The organism is Parapedobacter sp. GCM10030251, from assembly GCF_042666505.1.
Lineage (GTDB): Bacteria > Bacteroidota > Bacteroidia > Sphingobacteriales > Sphingobacteriaceae > Parapedobacter.
Genome location: NZ_JBHTDN010000003.1, coordinates 621,133 through 638,200, shown reverse-complemented (window position 1 = coordinate 638,200; position 17,068 = coordinate 621,133). Strand labels below are relative to the sequence as shown.

General features: G+C 49.1%; 13 protein-coding genes. 8 read left to right on the top strand and 5 right to left on the bottom strand.

The features are described 5' to 3' along the window. Positions 1-740 precede the first annotated feature (740 nt). Positions 741-2,105 carry a Gfo/Idh/MocA family protein gene (locus tag ACFQRK_RS11770; protein WP_379006819.1) on the bottom strand — a complete coding sequence of 455 codons (1,365 nt, stop codon included), beginning with the start codon at positions 2,103-2,105 and terminating at the stop codon, positions 741-743. Between the two features lie 149 nt (positions 2,106-2,254). On the opposite strand from ACFQRK_RS11770, the gene ACFQRK_RS11765 reads away from it, so the two are divergent. Beyond that, complete coding sequence (locus tag ACFQRK_RS11765; protein WP_379006816.1) at positions 2,255-2,797, top strand: lipocalin family protein; 543 nt, start codon at positions 2,255-2,257, stop codon at positions 2,795-2,797. Positions 2,798-2,977: 180 nt separating this feature from the next. Then, positions 2,978-3,421 carry a DUF6265 family protein gene (locus ACFQRK_RS11760; RefSeq protein WP_379006815.1) on the top strand — a complete coding sequence of 148 codons (444 nt, stop codon included), beginning with the start codon at positions 2,978-2,980 and terminating at the stop codon, positions 3,419-3,421. 135 nt (positions 3,422-3,556) lie between these two features. Here ACFQRK_RS11760 and ACFQRK_RS11755 read toward each other — a convergent pair whose 3' ends face one another. After that, entirely contained in the window at positions 3,557-5,320 is a 1,764-nt protein-coding gene (locus tag ACFQRK_RS11755; RefSeq protein WP_379006812.1) for a RagB/SusD family nutrient uptake outer membrane protein, read from the bottom strand. Between the two features lie 28 nt (positions 5,321-5,348). Further along, positions 5,349-8,579, bottom strand: coding sequence for a SusC/RagA family TonB-linked outer membrane protein (locus ACFQRK_RS11750; RefSeq protein WP_379006811.1), 3,231 nt, complete (start codon positions 8,577-8,579; stop codon positions 5,349-5,351). A gap of 329 nt (positions 8,580-8,908) precedes the next feature. On the opposite strand from ACFQRK_RS11750, the gene ACFQRK_RS11745 reads away from it, so the two are divergent. After that, positions 8,909-9,532, top strand: a complete 624-nt coding sequence (locus ACFQRK_RS11745; RefSeq protein WP_379006809.1) for a GyrI-like domain-containing protein — start codon at positions 8,909-8,911, stop codon at positions 9,530-9,532. Here the strand turns inward: ACFQRK_RS11745 and ACFQRK_RS11740 are convergent. Further along, positions 9,512-10,123, bottom strand: a complete 612-nt coding sequence (locus tag ACFQRK_RS11740) for an alpha-ketoglutarate-dependent dioxygenase AlkB family protein (protein WP_379006807.1) — start codon at positions 10,121-10,123, stop codon at positions 9,512-9,514. The genes ACFQRK_RS11745 and ACFQRK_RS11740 overlap by 21 nt on opposite strands. A gap of 28 nt (positions 10,124-10,151) precedes the next feature. Next, the gene (locus ACFQRK_RS11735) at positions 10,152-10,628 is read right to left on the bottom strand and encodes a DedA family protein (RefSeq protein ID WP_379006805.1); all 477 of its coding nucleotides are present in this window, start codon (positions 10,626-10,628) and stop codon (positions 10,152-10,154) included. A gap of 17 nt (positions 10,629-10,645) precedes the next feature. Here ACFQRK_RS11735 and ACFQRK_RS11730 point away from each other — a divergent pair, with 17 nt between their 5' ends. The 5 genes from ACFQRK_RS11730 (at position 10,646) to ACFQRK_RS11710 (ending at position 17,059) form a co-directional block, all read left to right on the top strand. Continuing rightward, positions 10,646-10,846, top strand: a complete 201-nt coding sequence (locus ACFQRK_RS11730) for a hypothetical protein (RefSeq protein ID WP_379006803.1) — start codon at positions 10,646-10,648, stop codon at positions 10,844-10,846. A 51-nt stretch (positions 10,847-10,897) separates the two neighbouring features. Continuing rightward, a complete protein-coding gene (locus ACFQRK_RS11725; RefSeq protein WP_379006802.1) occupies positions 10,898-11,401 on the top strand; it encodes a DinB family protein in 504 nt (167 codons plus the stop codon). Between the two features lie 148 nt (positions 11,402-11,549). Next, entirely contained in the window at positions 11,550-12,152 is a 603-nt protein-coding gene (locus tag ACFQRK_RS11720; protein ID WP_379006800.1) for an RNA polymerase sigma factor, read from the top strand. Between the two features lie 88 nt (positions 12,153-12,240). Continuing rightward, entirely contained in the window at positions 12,241-13,473 is a 1,233-nt protein-coding gene (locus ACFQRK_RS11715) for a FecR family protein (protein ID WP_379006798.1), read from the top strand. A gap of 265 nt (positions 13,474-13,738) precedes the next feature. Further along, positions 13,739-17,059: a TonB-dependent receptor gene (locus ACFQRK_RS11710; protein ID WP_379006797.1), complete on the top strand. Its 3,321-nt coding sequence runs from the start codon at positions 13,739-13,741 to the stop codon at positions 17,057-17,059. Positions 17,060-17,068 lie beyond the last annotated feature (9 nt).

The window sequence follows — 17,068 nt, the reverse complement described above, 5'->3', positions numbered from 1 at the left end:
GGAGGTTAGGCCTGGCGTTGATCGATTTTTCAACGTGCAGGTATTGCAGCCCATCGTTGCAATCGCCGCAAAAAACTAGTTAATAGAATTCTTATATAAAACGAGTGTAATCCGGGGGAGCCCGCAGGCCGATGGAAAGTAGAGCAAGGTTTTGAAGATAAGGTTTCGACTGTACGGGGGGTCGGCGACGACAAACTACAAACGGTAGCTGGCCGAGACTTATCCAATCCGCTATGAAAGTTGTATGGGGCAGCTGTTGCTTGACAAATCGTAAGATATGGCTGGCGTGTGAATACGCATGGGAGTGGTTAGCATGGGCGTGATTTTCCAATAGCCGGTCCAGGATACCTCCCTCACAATTATCACAAACGAAGTGATTGTGTGTGTGCGCCGTTCGTTCATGGAGATGGTCATGCGGAAAAGTATCATGCCCGATCATGAACAACATAATCAGCAGCATCAACATCACCTTTATCCGTTTTAACGCGCCCATTTCCCGAGCAAAGATACCTACGTTATCCGTTTATTTTCTCAGAATTTTTCCATCGACCTTCCCTTGGCTAGCATCGCCTGTCTTCGATGTCTTTTATACGATAACACAGGTGACGCCGGAAAATTTCCGGCAGATCATTTCATCCACCTCCGTCGTTGTACGGCCTTTCTTTTCTGCTCTGGATAAAATGCGGGTCGGCACGCGCAAAAGACATTGGATAAACCTCTTCGCATTAGTCATCAACTCGTCAACCATTCCCATATGGATGCCTCCAAGGTTTCCGATAGGGTCTCCTCAGCAACGCTGTCGCTTCCGGATCGCCAATGCATATTTTCTGCTGCGGATCATAAGTCAATGGCCGGTTCACCTGCATGGAAAGGTTCGCAAGTATGCAACTGGCCGTTGAGATGTGCCCTTCTTCGATATCCGCAACCGGCAAATGATCATTTTCAATCGCCGACAGGAGGTCCAGCATGTGCCGCCGCGTTGCGGGGGCGGTATGCAGCTCGATGCGCGACTCGTTAAGATCTTCCGGAAACTCGGTTTTCTCATACACGACATCTTTCGCAATGCGATCGCCTTTGCCAGTCGGAATAAACTCATACTTCATGACACTTCCTTTGAGCGTGCCTTTATCACCGTAAATCATAAATGCCCATGGATAGTCGGCATCTGTTGGGTTGCCCCAGGTGCGGTGCTGCCATATGCAATTTAATTCATCGTACTCAAAAATGGCGGTCTGCGTATCGGCAATTGTTGATTTTCCACCTTTCTGAACATAGATCCCGCCCGTTGCATGGATCCGTTTTGGCCATTTGAGCCCCAACAACCAGCGTACCGTGTCAAACATGTGAACGCACATATCGCCTGTGACTCCGTTGCCGTATTCCATAAAAGTCCGCCACCAACCTCCATGTGGTAATCCATCGTAAGGCCGTAAGGGAGCGGGACCGGTCCACATTTCATAGTCAAGAAATTCAGGAACGGGCTCCGCAGGCGGATTCCCATTTCTTCGCATGTGGTAGTAGCAACACATCTCAACGTGTGATATCTTACCGAGCAACCCCTTGTCAATCACCTGCTTTTTTGCATCGATCAAATGAGGGGTACTTCGCCTTTGCGTGCCTATCTGTACTTTTCGGTTGTATTTGCGCGCCGTGCTAAGGATAGCTTCTCCCTCGAGCACATCGACGCTAACCGGCTTTTGCAGGTAAAGATGTGCTCCGGATGTCATTGCATCAATGGCCTGTTGCGCATGCCAATGGTCGGGCGTTCCAATGAGGATAAGATCGAATTTATGGTCTGCAAGCATCTTCCGATAATCGCTATACAGCTGGGGGATCTTCCTTGAAACCTGCCGCTCGCTGATCAGCTTTCCAGCTTCTTTCAGGTGATTTCCGTCCACATCGCATACGGCGACTACTTCCACATCACGGACCTGGATGAGCTTGAAAAGGTCACTTTTCCCATACCAACCAGCTCCGATTAACCCCACCCGCAAGTTACTGCATGTTCCGGCAAATGTTAGTCCCTTGGCTTGCAGGGCCGATAATGTCAAAACAGCGCCGGCGCCCTGAATGAATGTTCTGCGGTTCGGATTAAAATTTACCATAATCTATCGGTTCATTATTTTCTGGGGAAAACTAAGAACGAAGATAAGGTTTATTTCGCGATTTCGTGGGCGTACTGTCAAACTATCGACAACGAAATCTGTTACCCTAGGTAAGATTGAACGTAGTAACACATTAACGAACGGATAGCATGAAAATTGACAATAGAACCTATTGGTTAGTGGGGGCGGGATTATTGGGTGTTGCTTTGTTTTCTACTTGCGGCAGCATTCCCCGGAAAGCAAAACCCATCAACCATTTTGAGCTCGACCGTTATTTGGGCACATGGCATGAGATAGCGCGTTTTGACCACCGATTTGAAAGAAACCTGAACAACGTGACGGCCAGGTATAGCCTCAATGACGACGGAACGGTCCGAGTGGTAAACAGGGGCTTCGACACCGTAAAGAATGCGTGGAAATCTGCAACGGGAAAAGCTAAATTTAGAAAAGATAAACAGACTGCAGCGCTCAAAGTTTCTTTCTTTGGGCCTTTTTATTCAGGCTATAACGTCATTGCCATCGACGCCGATTACCAATATGCCCTGGTTGCCGGCGAAAGCCTCAAATACCTCTGGATATTGTCAAGGACAACCACCATACCACCCGATGTCAAAAAGGATTACCTCGAACGGGCGAAGGAAATAGGCTACGACACCTCGAAGCTCATCTGGGTAGCACATAACAAAGACTAACATCTGACATAGGGTTGTCAAATTCCGTCCTAACTTCGCCGGCCACGAAACAAAAGAAAATCACGGCCCTGTCTTTTGGATGGATCGATGAGATAACTGCACTCGCCGGCCAGTATAAAAAACCTAAACAATTTTAGTTCTTAAGCGTATGGTAATAAATTAAAATAGGTTAGTCACATCATGAGAACATTGGCCATACTTCCGTTTATTTTACTGACATGCTGCCAGCCTGAAAAAAAATTCGATTTTCTGGTCGGTGAATGGACCCGCACCAATGAAGAGGCGGGGGAACAGACCATTGAGACGTGGAAACGGCTGAACGATTCAACGTATATAGGCCATAGTTACATCTTGAGCGGAAAGGACACCGTGTGGCGGGAAAAGGCTATCTTATCGCCGATTGCAGGTGTGTGGCATTACCAGGTCAGGTTAATGGAAGAAATTGAAGCAATCAACTTCCGCGTGGTCGAAGCGGATGGCCGATCTTTCATCTGTGAGAACCAACACAATGCATTCCCCAAAGTTATTAGATACTGGAAAGACGGCGAGAATCTACAAGCCGAAGTATCCTATAATGATTCATCCGTTGCCTACCTTTTCGCGCGAAAGCAAGAGGTTCAATGAAACTATGGAAAAACATTTTGCAATATTTCATCCGTCGTATACAATAAGCACACCATCCGTGCGTTTATGAAATAGGTTTAGGTTGATAAGAGAGGTCCGGCTACCCCAAAAACGCCGGGCCTTTCGTTTTTGGCACTATTCAAGCGTCGGATTAAACGTACCCCCCCAATTCGCATTCTGCTCAATTTTAGGATTCCGGTCGATGACGCTCTCTTGGATGGGAAAGAAATAATACGTTTCCGGTACCGAATTCACACGGACACCAGACAGCGGCACCTGCAACAGCCGGTATTTGAAATCATCTTCCTGTAACGCATAGGTGGATGCTTTTGTCCGGGCTTCGGTGATAGACATCTCTGTCCCGTCCGCTTCTACGGCAATCGCCTCCACCCCATGTTTCGTTGTGCCATCCAAGCGGTCGAGCATACGTAGCCGCCTTAAATCCCAGAAGCGATGGCCTTCAAAACAGAATTCAATATTCCGCTCTGCCAAAATCGCCTCCCGCATTTCGGTTCTTGAAGAGGCCTTGATACCGTAGTTGCCATCCGCACCGGGCTCGATCCCCGCCCGCTGGCGAATTTGCTTCAATACATTCATTGCCTCATCCATCCTGCCGGTTTCATTGGCGGTCTCTGCGTAGTTTAACATTACTTCTGCAAAACGCATCAATACAAAATCCACGTCGTATTGCTGAACTTCTCCTTGCGTAAGCCGCAATAAACTGTTCTTTTCTATAAAAAATCCGCTGTACCGATCCAGGTTTGTGGAGTTTACGCCAGCGCGTGGATTGACGCCAAAATCGTCGAGTTCATGCGCTACACCCAATGCGGTATACTGCCGGCGACCGGTTTTTCCGGAGACTTCATACAGTTTTCCATTCCATACCACTGATTTCTCGAAGCGGGGATCCCGATTTTCCCAATAGCTTTGTAAGAACTCGTCCTCTGTCTTGTAGTAATCACTCGTTGGGTCATCAAATGCTTTTCCATCTTTCATTGGAAACATTTTGACATACTCCCACGTAGGACAGGCATTCGCAGCACCGCGGCTTTCCGAACCGGGCCGTACCCCGTGGTCCCACACAGCGACCTTATTGGGATAAGCGTTGATTACGGCAAAGACGACTTCCGGGCCGCGTTCTGCCAATGCGATATCCTCATAATTGTCCGCTAGGGTATAACCGTTGGTCCCTAACGCATCGTAAGCTTGTTTATTGACGTCATAAGCGGTTTGCCAATCCGCATTATTCCAGGGATTGGACGGATGAAATTGCGGGGATGCCCGATACAGCAACACTTTGGCTTTAAAGGCCAGCGCAAACATGCCGTCTATCTTTCCGTAGTCGGCCGAGGTTTTCTCGATCTGCTCGGGCAGTTTCGAGATCGCGTCATCCAGATCGCGAAGAATCAATTCAAAACACTCGGCTGTCGAATTGCGCGGCACATAGAGGTCGTCTTCGTACCGATCCTGCGGGATCGTCACGTACGGCACTCCTCCATGATACATCACCATCTGGAAATAGGCATATGCACGCATAAATAATGCTTGCCCGGTTATGTTATCTTTTACCGACTGGTCCAATGACCCAGCATTCACATCCTGAATGGCTTGGTTAATCAGGCGAATGCGGTTGTAGTCCCACGACTTGTACTCATTATTTGAGATGGTAATCCGGTTGGGATAAAAGTGGATCCCGATGAGCTGCTCGCTACGTTGTTCGGCTGTCGTACTCCAATTGCCAAACATTTCGTAAACATTGGCCATGTACGCGTTCGCTAAGTTCGGGTCGTTCCAAACTTGTTCGGGATCATAGCTGGTTAAATCGTCGATATCCAGCACATCTTTACAAGAGGCAAACAGACCTCCGACGCTAATCAGTATATAAATTATCTTTTTCATCTTTATGCATTTTCTTTTTCAGTATTGTTTAGAAGCTGACATCCAATCCGAAAGTGAACGTCTTCATCACCGGATAAGAGTCGTAGTTTTCTTGTTCGGGATCGTGAAATTCGCGCATGGCCGAAAGGAAAAACAAATTCGTCCCGTTGAAGAACAACTGGGCATTGTTGAGACGCAAGGCAGACATCCAGCTTTCAGGCAGCGTATAGGCCACATTCAGCGTCCGTAACCGCAGATACGCTCCATTCCGAATCCAAAAGGAAGAGGCGCCGGTGCCCGACTCGAACCAATTCTGCCCGATAGGTCTTGGGTATTTTGCGTCGGGATTTTCTGGTGTCCACACGTCATCCGATGCCCATATCGGATAATAAGGACGTATCGCCCCGCCGTGCTGCCGCATACCCGGCCCTTCTTGATTGCTGATAATGCGGTCATAAGCCATCACCCCTTGAAAATGTGCCTGCAGGGCAAAACTTCGATAACTTATGTCGAACCCGAATCCGTAATTGATTAAGGGCGTTGCTTTGGTAGACAGCAGTTGAATGTCGTTTCCATCAATTTTCCCGTCGGCCCCCGGCGCAAATCCATCGCCGCGCACGTCTTCAAAATACAACCCACCCAGGTACGGATTACGCCCGTACTGCGTGAAACCCTGCTCCAGCAATTCGTCCAACTGTTCTTGGGTACGGATAATGCCCAGTGCTTTCAGCCCGATGATCCGCTCGTGAGGCAATCCGATACGTGACTCAAAATGACGATTCCCTCCGGGCGCATAGGCGGCGCTTTCGTCATAGACATCCCAACGGTCTTTTGCATAACCGAGATTCGCATTTACGGTATAGCGGACTTCATTGTTGGCAGCCAGTTGATCGTTCCATTGCACGGTAAACTCTCCACCTCGCCAAGATCGCGCGGCATAGTTTTCCGGAGCCAGGTCTTGTCCGTAATTATCCGGAACGGAGACTAACCGGGGTCCGAGAATATTGGTTTCCTCTCTTAAAAACACGTCGAGCGCAGTGGTCAGCTTACTGTTAAAAATCCCCACGTCCAATCCGGCATTATAACTGGTGGAGGTGGCCCAGGTCAGGTTCGGGCTGGGCGTCGGGCCGGGTGCAATCGCACCGTAATAACGGTCGCCGAACATGTAGCCTCCGGAATTCACGTAACGTTCGGTAAAGGAAAACGCCGGTATCCGGTCGTCCGTACTGATCATAAGATCGTTACCCGTCGTACCATACGAAGCACGAAGCTTCAACTCGTTAATGGCGGTTTCGGCATTCTGAAAAAATGCCTCTTCCGAAATCCGCCAGGCCGCGGAAACAGAAGGGAAAAATCCCCACCGCTGATGCTCTGGAAACAGCGTATTCCCATCGTACCGAAACGAAAATTCAGCGATGTACCGACTATCATAGTTATAATTCACCCGGCCGATGAATGATTGCCTTGATCCAATTTCCTCCCAGCCATCTGCCTCCCGGAACTGCCGATCCGTTGGGTAAGCAAACATTTGATCGTAATTGGTAATCGGATTTTCGCCCCGTGCGTAAGCGGCAAACAATCCGTCTTCCGCTTGTTCGAAAACCGCCAAAGCATCGATCGCATGGTTGCCAAATGTGCGGGTATAATTCAGAAACCAATTGAACTGATAGGCCCAATTGGTATGGATTTCATAGTCGAGAAAGGGTTGGTTCTGACTGAAATTAAATGTATTGGTCCGGTTGGGGTCAGGCGCAGCCGGAATAAACCGATTGCCATCCGGATCGGCAGGAATGAACTGGTAATTGGTTTGGAAGGTCAGGTATTTTTTCCGCATATAGTCCTCTCCGAGGTAGCTGCCAACCACCTTTGTAGACAAACCGGGCGTCACCTTGTCAAGCTTGATATTCACTGACAAAATGGGATTGAATTGCCGCTCCCTGGTTTTGATGTATCGATCGCCGATGACCTGGTCGATGACGCTCCAGGCCAGCCAGCTTCCCATGGGAGTCTGTACGGGGTAGTTCGTTACATAGTCCGCCGGGGTACCGTCGGCCTCCGTGTAGAACGGATAGGTCTTTGGCCAGTTGAAAGTAACGCGGTATAAGTCTGAAACGTTATAATCGTCGTCTCCCGTAAACGGCCAATAGAACCGGTCGCCGTTTTGCTGGTAGGCGGAGAGATTCAGATCAATGGAAATGCTTTCATTGATCTTCGCCGATACGTTGCTGCGCAAATTGAATTTGCCGTGCTCCAGTGATTTGTAGGATCCCTGCTCGCCCCGGTAACTCAACAGGGAGTAGTAGGTAACCCGCTCAGATCCGCCGTTTACACTGAGCGATTGCCGGTGACTCACGGGATTGCGCCAAATAAAATCATGCACATTATAACTCCGGTTGCGGAAATATTCAAATTCTTCGTCGCCGTTGGGTAACGGCGTGCCATTAAACGTTGCCACACGATTCTGATAAATCAATTCATCAGTCGCGGTAGTCAAATCCGAAAGCAACGTCATGGTGGGCTGCCCCAAGGTATAATTGGATTGAAAATTAAACGTGGGCTTTTGCTGGGTCCCTTTCCTGGTGGTAACCAGCACCACGCCGTTTCCGGCCCTTGAGCCGTAAATCGACGCGGTAGCCGCGTCTTTTAAAAAGCTCATCTGGTCCACTTCAAAGGCTTCCAGCGCGTCGAATGCTGCTTTATCGCGCACAACGCCATCAATCACGTATAGTGGCTCGCCGAAACCTCCGCGGATCCGGATACTCGACGTTGCTCCACTTAATCCCGAGGTATTGGTAACGTTGACCCCCGGTGCCCTGCCCGCCAACGTGTTGGAAAGATTGGAAGGCGATATTTTTGTAAGTTCCCTGGCATTCACCGCGGATACTGCGCCCGTTAAATTTGATTTTTTCTGTGTACCGTACCCAACGACCACCACTTCTTCCAAGTCCGTTGCTCCCGCTACAACCAACGTCTTAACAATTGGATCGTCGTTTTCAACGACGTGGGTTGCCGGCTCATATCCCAGAAAGGTGAACGCAAGCGTATCACCGATGGCAGCAACGAGCTGGAAATTTCCATTTTCATCCGTTACGGTCTGGGTACCGCCCGGCTGAACGGTTATGGAAACGCCCGTGAGCGGCTGGCTGTTTTCATCCAGTACGGTACCCCGGATGGGTTCCTGGGCGAAACTTGGTGAAAGGCCGCTGATGAAACATACCGCTAATGCGGCGACAAAACCCGTTACGCAACGTGGTGCCGATTTGTTTAACAAACTTCTCATGATAAATTGATAAATTGATTATAATACACGCCTAGGCATCGCGCCGCTCCACAGGTGTCCTGCTTCGGGCACAAATCGCCCATAAATAAAACATCGATTTTTTCAATTAGCAGTTCTAATCTGGTAATAATCAGCAGCAAATGGCAAGCGCCCCTGTTGCTTAAACCTCGCTGGATGGGCTAACGTGATGGCCACTCCAGCTACGAATAACCGAAATTGCTAACAGTGCTCCGGCGAGAAAGTTTCCCTTATTTGAGATTTATCGAGAGCCACCTGCCACAAGGTTGTCACCTGCATCGATTTATTTCGCTGGGAAAACAGCAATAAGCATGGAAAAATTAGACTTAACGAAGCTGTATACGTCATATTACAGCGCCAAGACAACGCCAGAACTCGTGGATATTGAACCCGCAAATTTTCTTTCGCTGGTTGGCAAAGGGGATCCATCCGGTCCGTTGTTTTCCGAAAAATTACAGGCACTCTACGCAACGGCCTATTCCATAAAGTTCAGGTGTAAAGAATTCGACAAGGATTTTGTTGTTCCGAAACTGGAATGCCTTTGGTGGTATGATGAGCACCGATTCAACCACTTCTCGATGTCGGACGCGCCCGCGAACATACCCAGGAGTGAATGGGAATACCGGCTCCTGATCCGTATGCCGGAGTTCGTCACCGAAAATGACGTGCAAAAAGGAATTGAAACGGTAATATCAAAAAAGGCGCCGACATTCGCCAGAGATATCGAATTCTATCGGATGACCGAGGGTAAATCCATACAGATGCTACACATCGGCCCTTTTTCTATGGAACCCCAATCGCTGGCGCGGATCGCGGAATTCTCCGAGGCCCGTGGACTGAAACGGAACGGCGTACACCATGAGATCTATTTGTCTGACTTTCGGAAGACAGCTCCGGAAAAATTAAAGACTATTCTAAGGGAACCGGTCAAGTAGGGTCGATTTGCGGAATGTCAGGTTTATCCGCGGTCTCATGGGAGTGGCAGATTTGGCAATGCGGTGCTCCCAATAACGCTGTAGGTCACCTTTCATCAGCAGCAATGAACCATGCTGCAATCGGATGGAATAACGTAGGCGGTGATTTTCCTTTTTCCGAAAATCGAAGTCGCGTTCCTGCCCCAGGCTGAGCGAGGCAATCTCGGTCTTATGCCCGGGTACCGTATCTTTATCGGCATGCCAGGCAACCGAGTCGTTCTCATCGCGATAAAGGTTTAACAACACGCCTTGAAACGTGCTGCCGGTTGCGCGTTCAACTTTTCCCTTCAGTTCCCACAGTTCAGGAATCCAGGGGACGGGCGTCCGTACGTCGCCATCACGTATTGGCCGGTCACCATACCAGGCGGTAAGCCTCGGGGTAATGATCTCTTTATCGTATAAAACCGCCTTATGCTGCTGCCAAGGCACATGATTAAGTAGAAAATCCAAAAGTGCATCTGCTTCCGACTCGGCTAAAAACCCGGGAAGATACGCCATCAGCTCCTTCGGTAAAAGCAAATGCGCGCTATCATCAAATAATTTGTGTTGCATCCCACAAATATAACTAATAAAATTAGTATTATTTGCGTTGCATCTCCCGGATGATCTTGATTGCGATTGGCACGGAAACAACTAAGATGATAACCATAACCACATAGTGGAGGTAGGGACGCAAAAACGGCATACTTCCGACAAGGTAACCTGCGGTTGCAAACGAAAGGATCCAACCGGCAGAGCCTATCAAAGCAAAGAGTACAACACGGCTGAATTTTAGCCGAATGACACCGGCTACGATGGGGCCAAACGTGCGGATCAATGGAAAAAATACGCCAATGGATAAAGCTAAGGAACCGTATTTATGATAAAAGTTCTCGGCACCCGTTAAATGCTGTTTCTTGAAAAATCGTGAATCTGGCCTGCGATATAAGAGCGGACCGGCTTTGTAGCCTATCAGGTACCCGGTAACATTGCCCAGCAGCGAAGCGAGCACGCCCAAGCTGCATAATGCGAAAAAGCTATGCGCAAACTGGCCGCTGGCAATTAAAACTCCTGCCATGAAAAGAAGCGCTCCGCTTGGAAGAAAAAAACAGAAAAAGAGTCCGGTCTGCGCGTAAATTGCCAAAAGAACCAGCAGCAATCCACCAAATTGGATTAACGCTTCAACATCAAACATCCAAATTTATCGTTGTGTATCCTGCTGCCAAAGATAGGAAATTAACCCTTCCCATCGGCGCCCACGCTTTTTCAGTGTTGCAAAAACCGGATAAAAAATAACTAAATTAGCGGAAGCTTTCTAAAGGTTCCACATTCAAATTTAAACGCATTATGATATTACAATCTTTAATTGCTGAATTCGAGCAAGAAGTAAACAGCACCCGGAAATTACTACAAGCTGTGCCTGAAAAAGATATCCATTACAAACCTTCGCCGATTTCCTGGACCATGGGTGAGCTGGCGCAGCACATCGCCACCATTTATTATTGGTACGTAGGAACGCTCACTCAAGATGTTTACGACCTGGCTGCAGATCACCTGGATCGCGGAGCGCCGGAAGACATCCATGCAACGCGCGAACTCTTTGAGAAAAACGTTGAAAAGGCACGGACAGCGCTGAATGCAATCACCGACGAAAACTTACAAGAACCTTGGACCATGAAAGTGGGCGATCGTACCGTGCTCGGCCCGATGCCCAGGGGTATTGTCGCCCGCAGCTTTCTGTTCAATCATATTTACCACCATCGGGGCGAAATGATTGTCTATTTGCGTGCCACCGGCAATAAAGTACCTGGCCTTTACGGTCCGACTTACGAGGAAACGCCGGGTCAGTGACCTTGGCTTAGCGCGTACGTTGCTCGGGCATTGGAGGTACCGCCGTGAAATGCTTCACCGGTAATTTTGGTAAAGCGCTTACACCGTATTGCATTAAGTTTTGTGTACTGGGAGTATTTAATCGGAATTGCTATACTTGTTCTTACCAATGGAGGATACGTGCTTCGATCAACTCAAGCTAGGCGATGAGCGGGTGCTTTCGGCTTATTTTAACCGCCATGGCCGGGCACTGCTGCTATTTGCGTATAGGATAGTGGCCGATGCGTCATTAGCCGAGGAGCTCGTACAAGATGCGTATGTGAAATTGTGGGCCGCACGACATCGCTTGGAGAGCGATGCACATATAAAATCGTTTTTATACCGTACCACCCGAAATGCCTGCATCGATCATTTAAGGAGCACCGATTATCGCATGCAGGCCGTCTCTGGCGAATCCTTGGCAGAGAACAGCATTCAAACAGACAGTGACCTCCTGGCCCGGATGATTCATGCCGAGACCTTGCAGCTGGTTTATGCAGAGGTAAAGAAATTATCACCCACGCAGCAGCAAGTCTTCAAGCTTACCTTTGTGGAAGGGTTAACTACCGAGGAAATATGCTCGCAACTGGAAATGACGGCCAATGCGGTCTTTATTGCGCGTTCAAAGGCCTTGGCGACATTAAAAAGGGTGTTTAAAGATACGGACCTCTTCCTTTGTCTGACCTTTTATGCGCTGATGGAAAGGTCGGCCGACTTCCCTACCCTGACCTGAGTCGCCCTCCGCAAACAGCCGAATGTTTTTTAAAAAAATATGGAAAGGTTTCTTTGATTTTATCGTAATACCAATCAAAAAGGCCAGAATGCGTACCGGACAAGACATTGAGCACCTACTTCTACGTCGTTTACAAGGCATAGCCACCGCCGAAGAAAACGAATTCATCGAAACCTGGGCGAATGAGTCTGCCGAAAACCGCGTGATCCTGAATCGCTTGGAAACCAAACAAACGCTTCGTGAAGATTTGGGGGTATTGTTCGATCTGGTAGACACGGAAAAAGGTGCGGAACGGCTCCAACGCATGGAACTGCACATACGTCAACACACGGAGAAACAATATGCTATCCGGACCAGAAGGTGGTTGCCGTATGTAGCGGCAGCGGTTGTGCTGACGCTGGCAACAGTTGCCTGGATGCTCAGGGAAGATCGCGTTCCGGACCGGCGGTCTCAAATCGACCTCGCACAACGCATTCAACCGGGAGGCAACCGGGCTACCTTGACCCTGGCCGATGGCCGCATGATCAATCTCAGTGAAAACCAAGATGGAATCGTTATTGGCGACGAAGGCATTACGTATCTCGATGGTACCGGCGTAGGGCTGACAACCACCCAGGGGCCGACCGACCGAGAAGCAGCCTCCCTATCCGTCTACCAGCTGGAATTATCAACGCCACGTGGCGGACAATATCAAATAACGCTTCCGGACGGCACGAACGTATGGCTTAATGCCGAATCGACGTTACGGTACCCAAGCAGATTCAGCCAACGTGAACGTATGGTGGAAATTGCGGGAGAAGCTTATTTTGAGGTTGTAAAAGATCACAACAGACCTTTTAAGGTCGTAAGTCGAGGGCAGACCGTTGAGGTTTTGGGGACGGAATTCAATATCGCCGCTTATCCCGATGAACAGAATGCCAAAACAACGCTGGTAGAAGGAAAGGTTAACGTTAGGCTCAACTCTTCAACGCCAAGCCGGGATCACGCGCCACTGACATTGCTGCCCGGACAACAGGCAACGGTCGGCGCATCGTCGTTGCGCGTTGACAAGGTAGACGTGAACCAATATGTACTTTGGAAAGACGGATTCTTCTATTTCAATGGCCATTCGCCGCAAGAGGCTTTTACCCAATTGAGTCGGTGGTACGATTTTGAACTGGTCTATCGCGGCAGCATACCCTCTGTGCAATTCTTCGGAAAGATTGAGCGGAATAAGTCGTTAGGCTCCCTACTAAAAATACTCAACAAAGCGGGACTGGAGTTCGAAGTTGTCCCCAAAGGAAATAAAATTCAACTCGTCATCGGACAACAGCACCAATAATACCAATTAACCAACACGATTTACTAACCACTGAAATGAAAAGAACCATGAAAATCGCGCCCGAATAATCTGAAAACCCCCATTAGGCAGATAAAACCGGACGGTGCTCACTACACCATCCGGATATCGTCTGGATCGGATAGTCCGTATGTGGATACACGGCTATTAAAATAACGTTTTACCATCCAAACAACACAAAGATATGAGTTTTTCATTAACTGTGAAGAGGGACGCCTGTCCCTTTAGATACCGGTTTATTCTAATCATGAAATTAACGGTTTTTTTTACCGTGGCGTTGACACTGCAAACAATCGCAGAAACGTATGCCCAGCGAATCACACTGAGTGCTCGCAATGCGACACTGCAAGAGGTGATGAACAAAATCCAGCAACAGCAGGGGTACTCGTTTTTCTTTCTGGGAAATCAAATTGCCACGACGCGGATCAGCGTGAATGTGAAGCAAGCGGATTTGTCGGAGACGATGGACGCCATCCTCAGCAAAAAAGACCTCGACTGGTATGTCGAGGATAAAACGATTGTCATTACGCGGTCCAGTAAGCGCACGTATCATCAAACGCATACTCCCCTCAAAGTCGGCCAACAGCATACGATTACAGGCCGTGTGAGCGATCACGACGGCGAGCCGCTGGAGGGGGTAACGGTACGGGTTAAAGGAGCGGATGTGGCCACCACCACGGATTCCGACGGACGCTATGCGATTGCTGCGCCAACCGACGACGCTACGCTCTCCTTTTCACTTATGGGTTTCAAACCCTCGGAATTGCCGATTGCTGGCCAAACCGTCATCGATGTTTCGCTGGAAGCGACTGTCAGCGACCTCGACGAAGTAATCGTGGTGGGATATGGAACGCAGAAAAAAACCTCGGTGACCGCCGCCGTGTCCACCATGAAAGCGGAACAAATAAAAAATGTACCCACCGCTAACCTCAGCAATAATTTGGGAGGAAGGCTTTCGGGTGTCATTGTAAAACAGGGATCGGGAGAACCGGGGCGCGATGGTTCCAATATTTTCATCCGCGGAATTTCGACGATGGGGGCGAACCAGCCGCTGCTGATTGTGGATGGTATCCCCCGTAATTTCCAGCAACTGGATCCCAATGCGATTGAGTCTTTCACCGTGTTGAAAGACGCCGCCGCAGTGGCCCCATATGGGGTCGCAGGCGCAAACGGCGTAGTGCTGGTTACCACCAAAAAGGGACAGTCAGGCAAAACAACGATTGCCTACAACGGTTACGTTGGCTTCCAGAATCCCACGACCCTGCCCAAGTACGTGAATTCGGTTCAATTTGCCATGCTAAAAAATGAGATTGCAAAGAGCGAGGGCTTACCCCTGCCCTATTCTGAAGAAGCACTCCGGAAATTTGCCGACGGCTCAGAGCCAGACGTTTATTCCCCGGATTACGCGCTTGATTTTGTCATTACCGACAACTCGCCCATGACCTACCATAATTTGGAAATGACCGGAGGAACGGATCGCATCAAATACTACGCAGGCCTGGGCTATTTATACCAACAGGGAATGTGGAATACGGCCTTTTCAAACCGCTACAACCTGAACCTCAATATCGAAGGTAAAGTCAGCGATTACACGACCGTCTCCCTGAATCTGAATGGAAGGATAAATAACGGAAATTACCCAAATTCGGACATGCCGGCAAATGCTACCGCGCGGATCATGGAACTGATCGGATATGCACACCCGGGATTTGGGCCCATGGTTTTCAGCAATGGGATGTATGGACGCCATGCGATGGGTGCCATATTTGGAAGCGGCTACCTGAGAGACCGTTCAACCGGAATATTCACGCAATTGAACATTGAACAACAACTCCCTTTTCCGGGACTGAAACTGAGGGGTACGATTGCATACGACCCTACGTTTACCAACGTCAAAGGCTGGGCTACTCCGGTACGATTGGCAACGATCGATACGAGCCAGGAACCGCATGTTATAACCAACGGTATTTTTGGCGAAACCAAACCGTCAATCAGACACAATGCAGGACAAACCCAGCAGTTCACCTACCAAGCTGGATTGGACTACTTGAAATCCTTCCGGTCACATCAGGTAAGCGTGCTAGGATTGTTTGAAGCCCGAGCCAACAATTCCTGGAGCTTAGGGGCTACACGACGGAACTATAGCCTTTCCATCGATGAAATCGATATGGGCAGTTCGTCTTCCGCCGATATGACTACCAGTGGCACGTCGGCACAAGCGCGTCAGATTGGTTTGGTATATCGCGTAGCGTATGACTATGCGGGGAAATATTTGGTGGAAGCGAGTGGCCGATACGATGGGCACTATTTCTTTGCTCCCGAGAAAAGATTCGGTTTCTTCCCCGCTTTTTCAGCTGGATGGCGGCTTTCGGAAGAAAATTTTCTGAAAAACAAACTATCTTGGCTGGATAACCTAAAAATACGGGCCTCTTACGGCGAGGTGGGCGCATTGGCCGGGAGCGCATTTCAATACCTGAGCACGTACAATGTGAGTGGGCCGGGATACAAACTGGGAGGCAACGCGGTTCAGATTGTCAGTGAAAGGGCAGAGCCGAATCCCAACATTACCTGGGAACGGGCAAAGAAAACGGATGTGGGACTGGAAATCTCTCTTTTGAACAACCTCATTCAGCTTGAAGCCGACTATTTCTATGAAAAGCGTTCCAATATGTTGGTGGCTCCAGATGTGGTCACACCCCTGGAATATGGCATAGGCTTAAGCCAGGTCAACGCCGGGATTATGGAAAACAAAGGATTTGAGCTTGCCATGGGATTTAACTACCGTCCTAACGACAACCTGTTCTTGCAAGTCAACGGTACGTTCACTTATGCAAAGAACCGGCTACTTCAGACGTTTGAGAACACGGTGACCTATAACAATCCCAACCGCAGAAGGACAGGGCGCCCGTTAGGTACCCAGTTCGGCTATCATGCCCTTGGCTTTTTCCAACCGGAGGACTTTGAAAGCGATGGTACCCTCAAACCCGGGATCGCAACCCAACCCTGGGGAGCCGTGCAACCGGGAGACATTCGCTACGAGGATGTGAATGCGGACGGGCGGATTGACGTCAACGATGAAGTGCCTATCGGCGACCCAAACCAGTCGCCCCGCATTATCTATGGCCTTTCCCCAACGCTTCGGTATAAAAATTGGTCGATTGAAGCCTTGTTTCAGGGGGTGAGCAAAACAAATCTGTACCACGGTTCTGCCATGATCTGGGCGTTTTTCAACGGCATGAATGCCTACGAAGAGAATCTTGACTATTGGCGACCGGATAACCGGGATGCGAAACACCCCAGATTGACCGGTTCACCAACGGCCAATAACACACAAACGTCCTCGTTCTGGATGAGGGACGCAAGTTACCTGCGATTGAAAAACCTAACATTGGGTTATCAGCTGCCGGAATCGCTGGTCAACAAAATCGGGTTCCAACAGGCCCGCCTCTACGTTTCCAGTCAAAACATGTTTACCTGGACAGCGATGGTTTACTGGGATCCCGAGTCCAATTATAACACGTATCCGCAACAGAAAGTAATTTCTTTCGGCGTTAACCTCAGTCTATAACTCATTAGG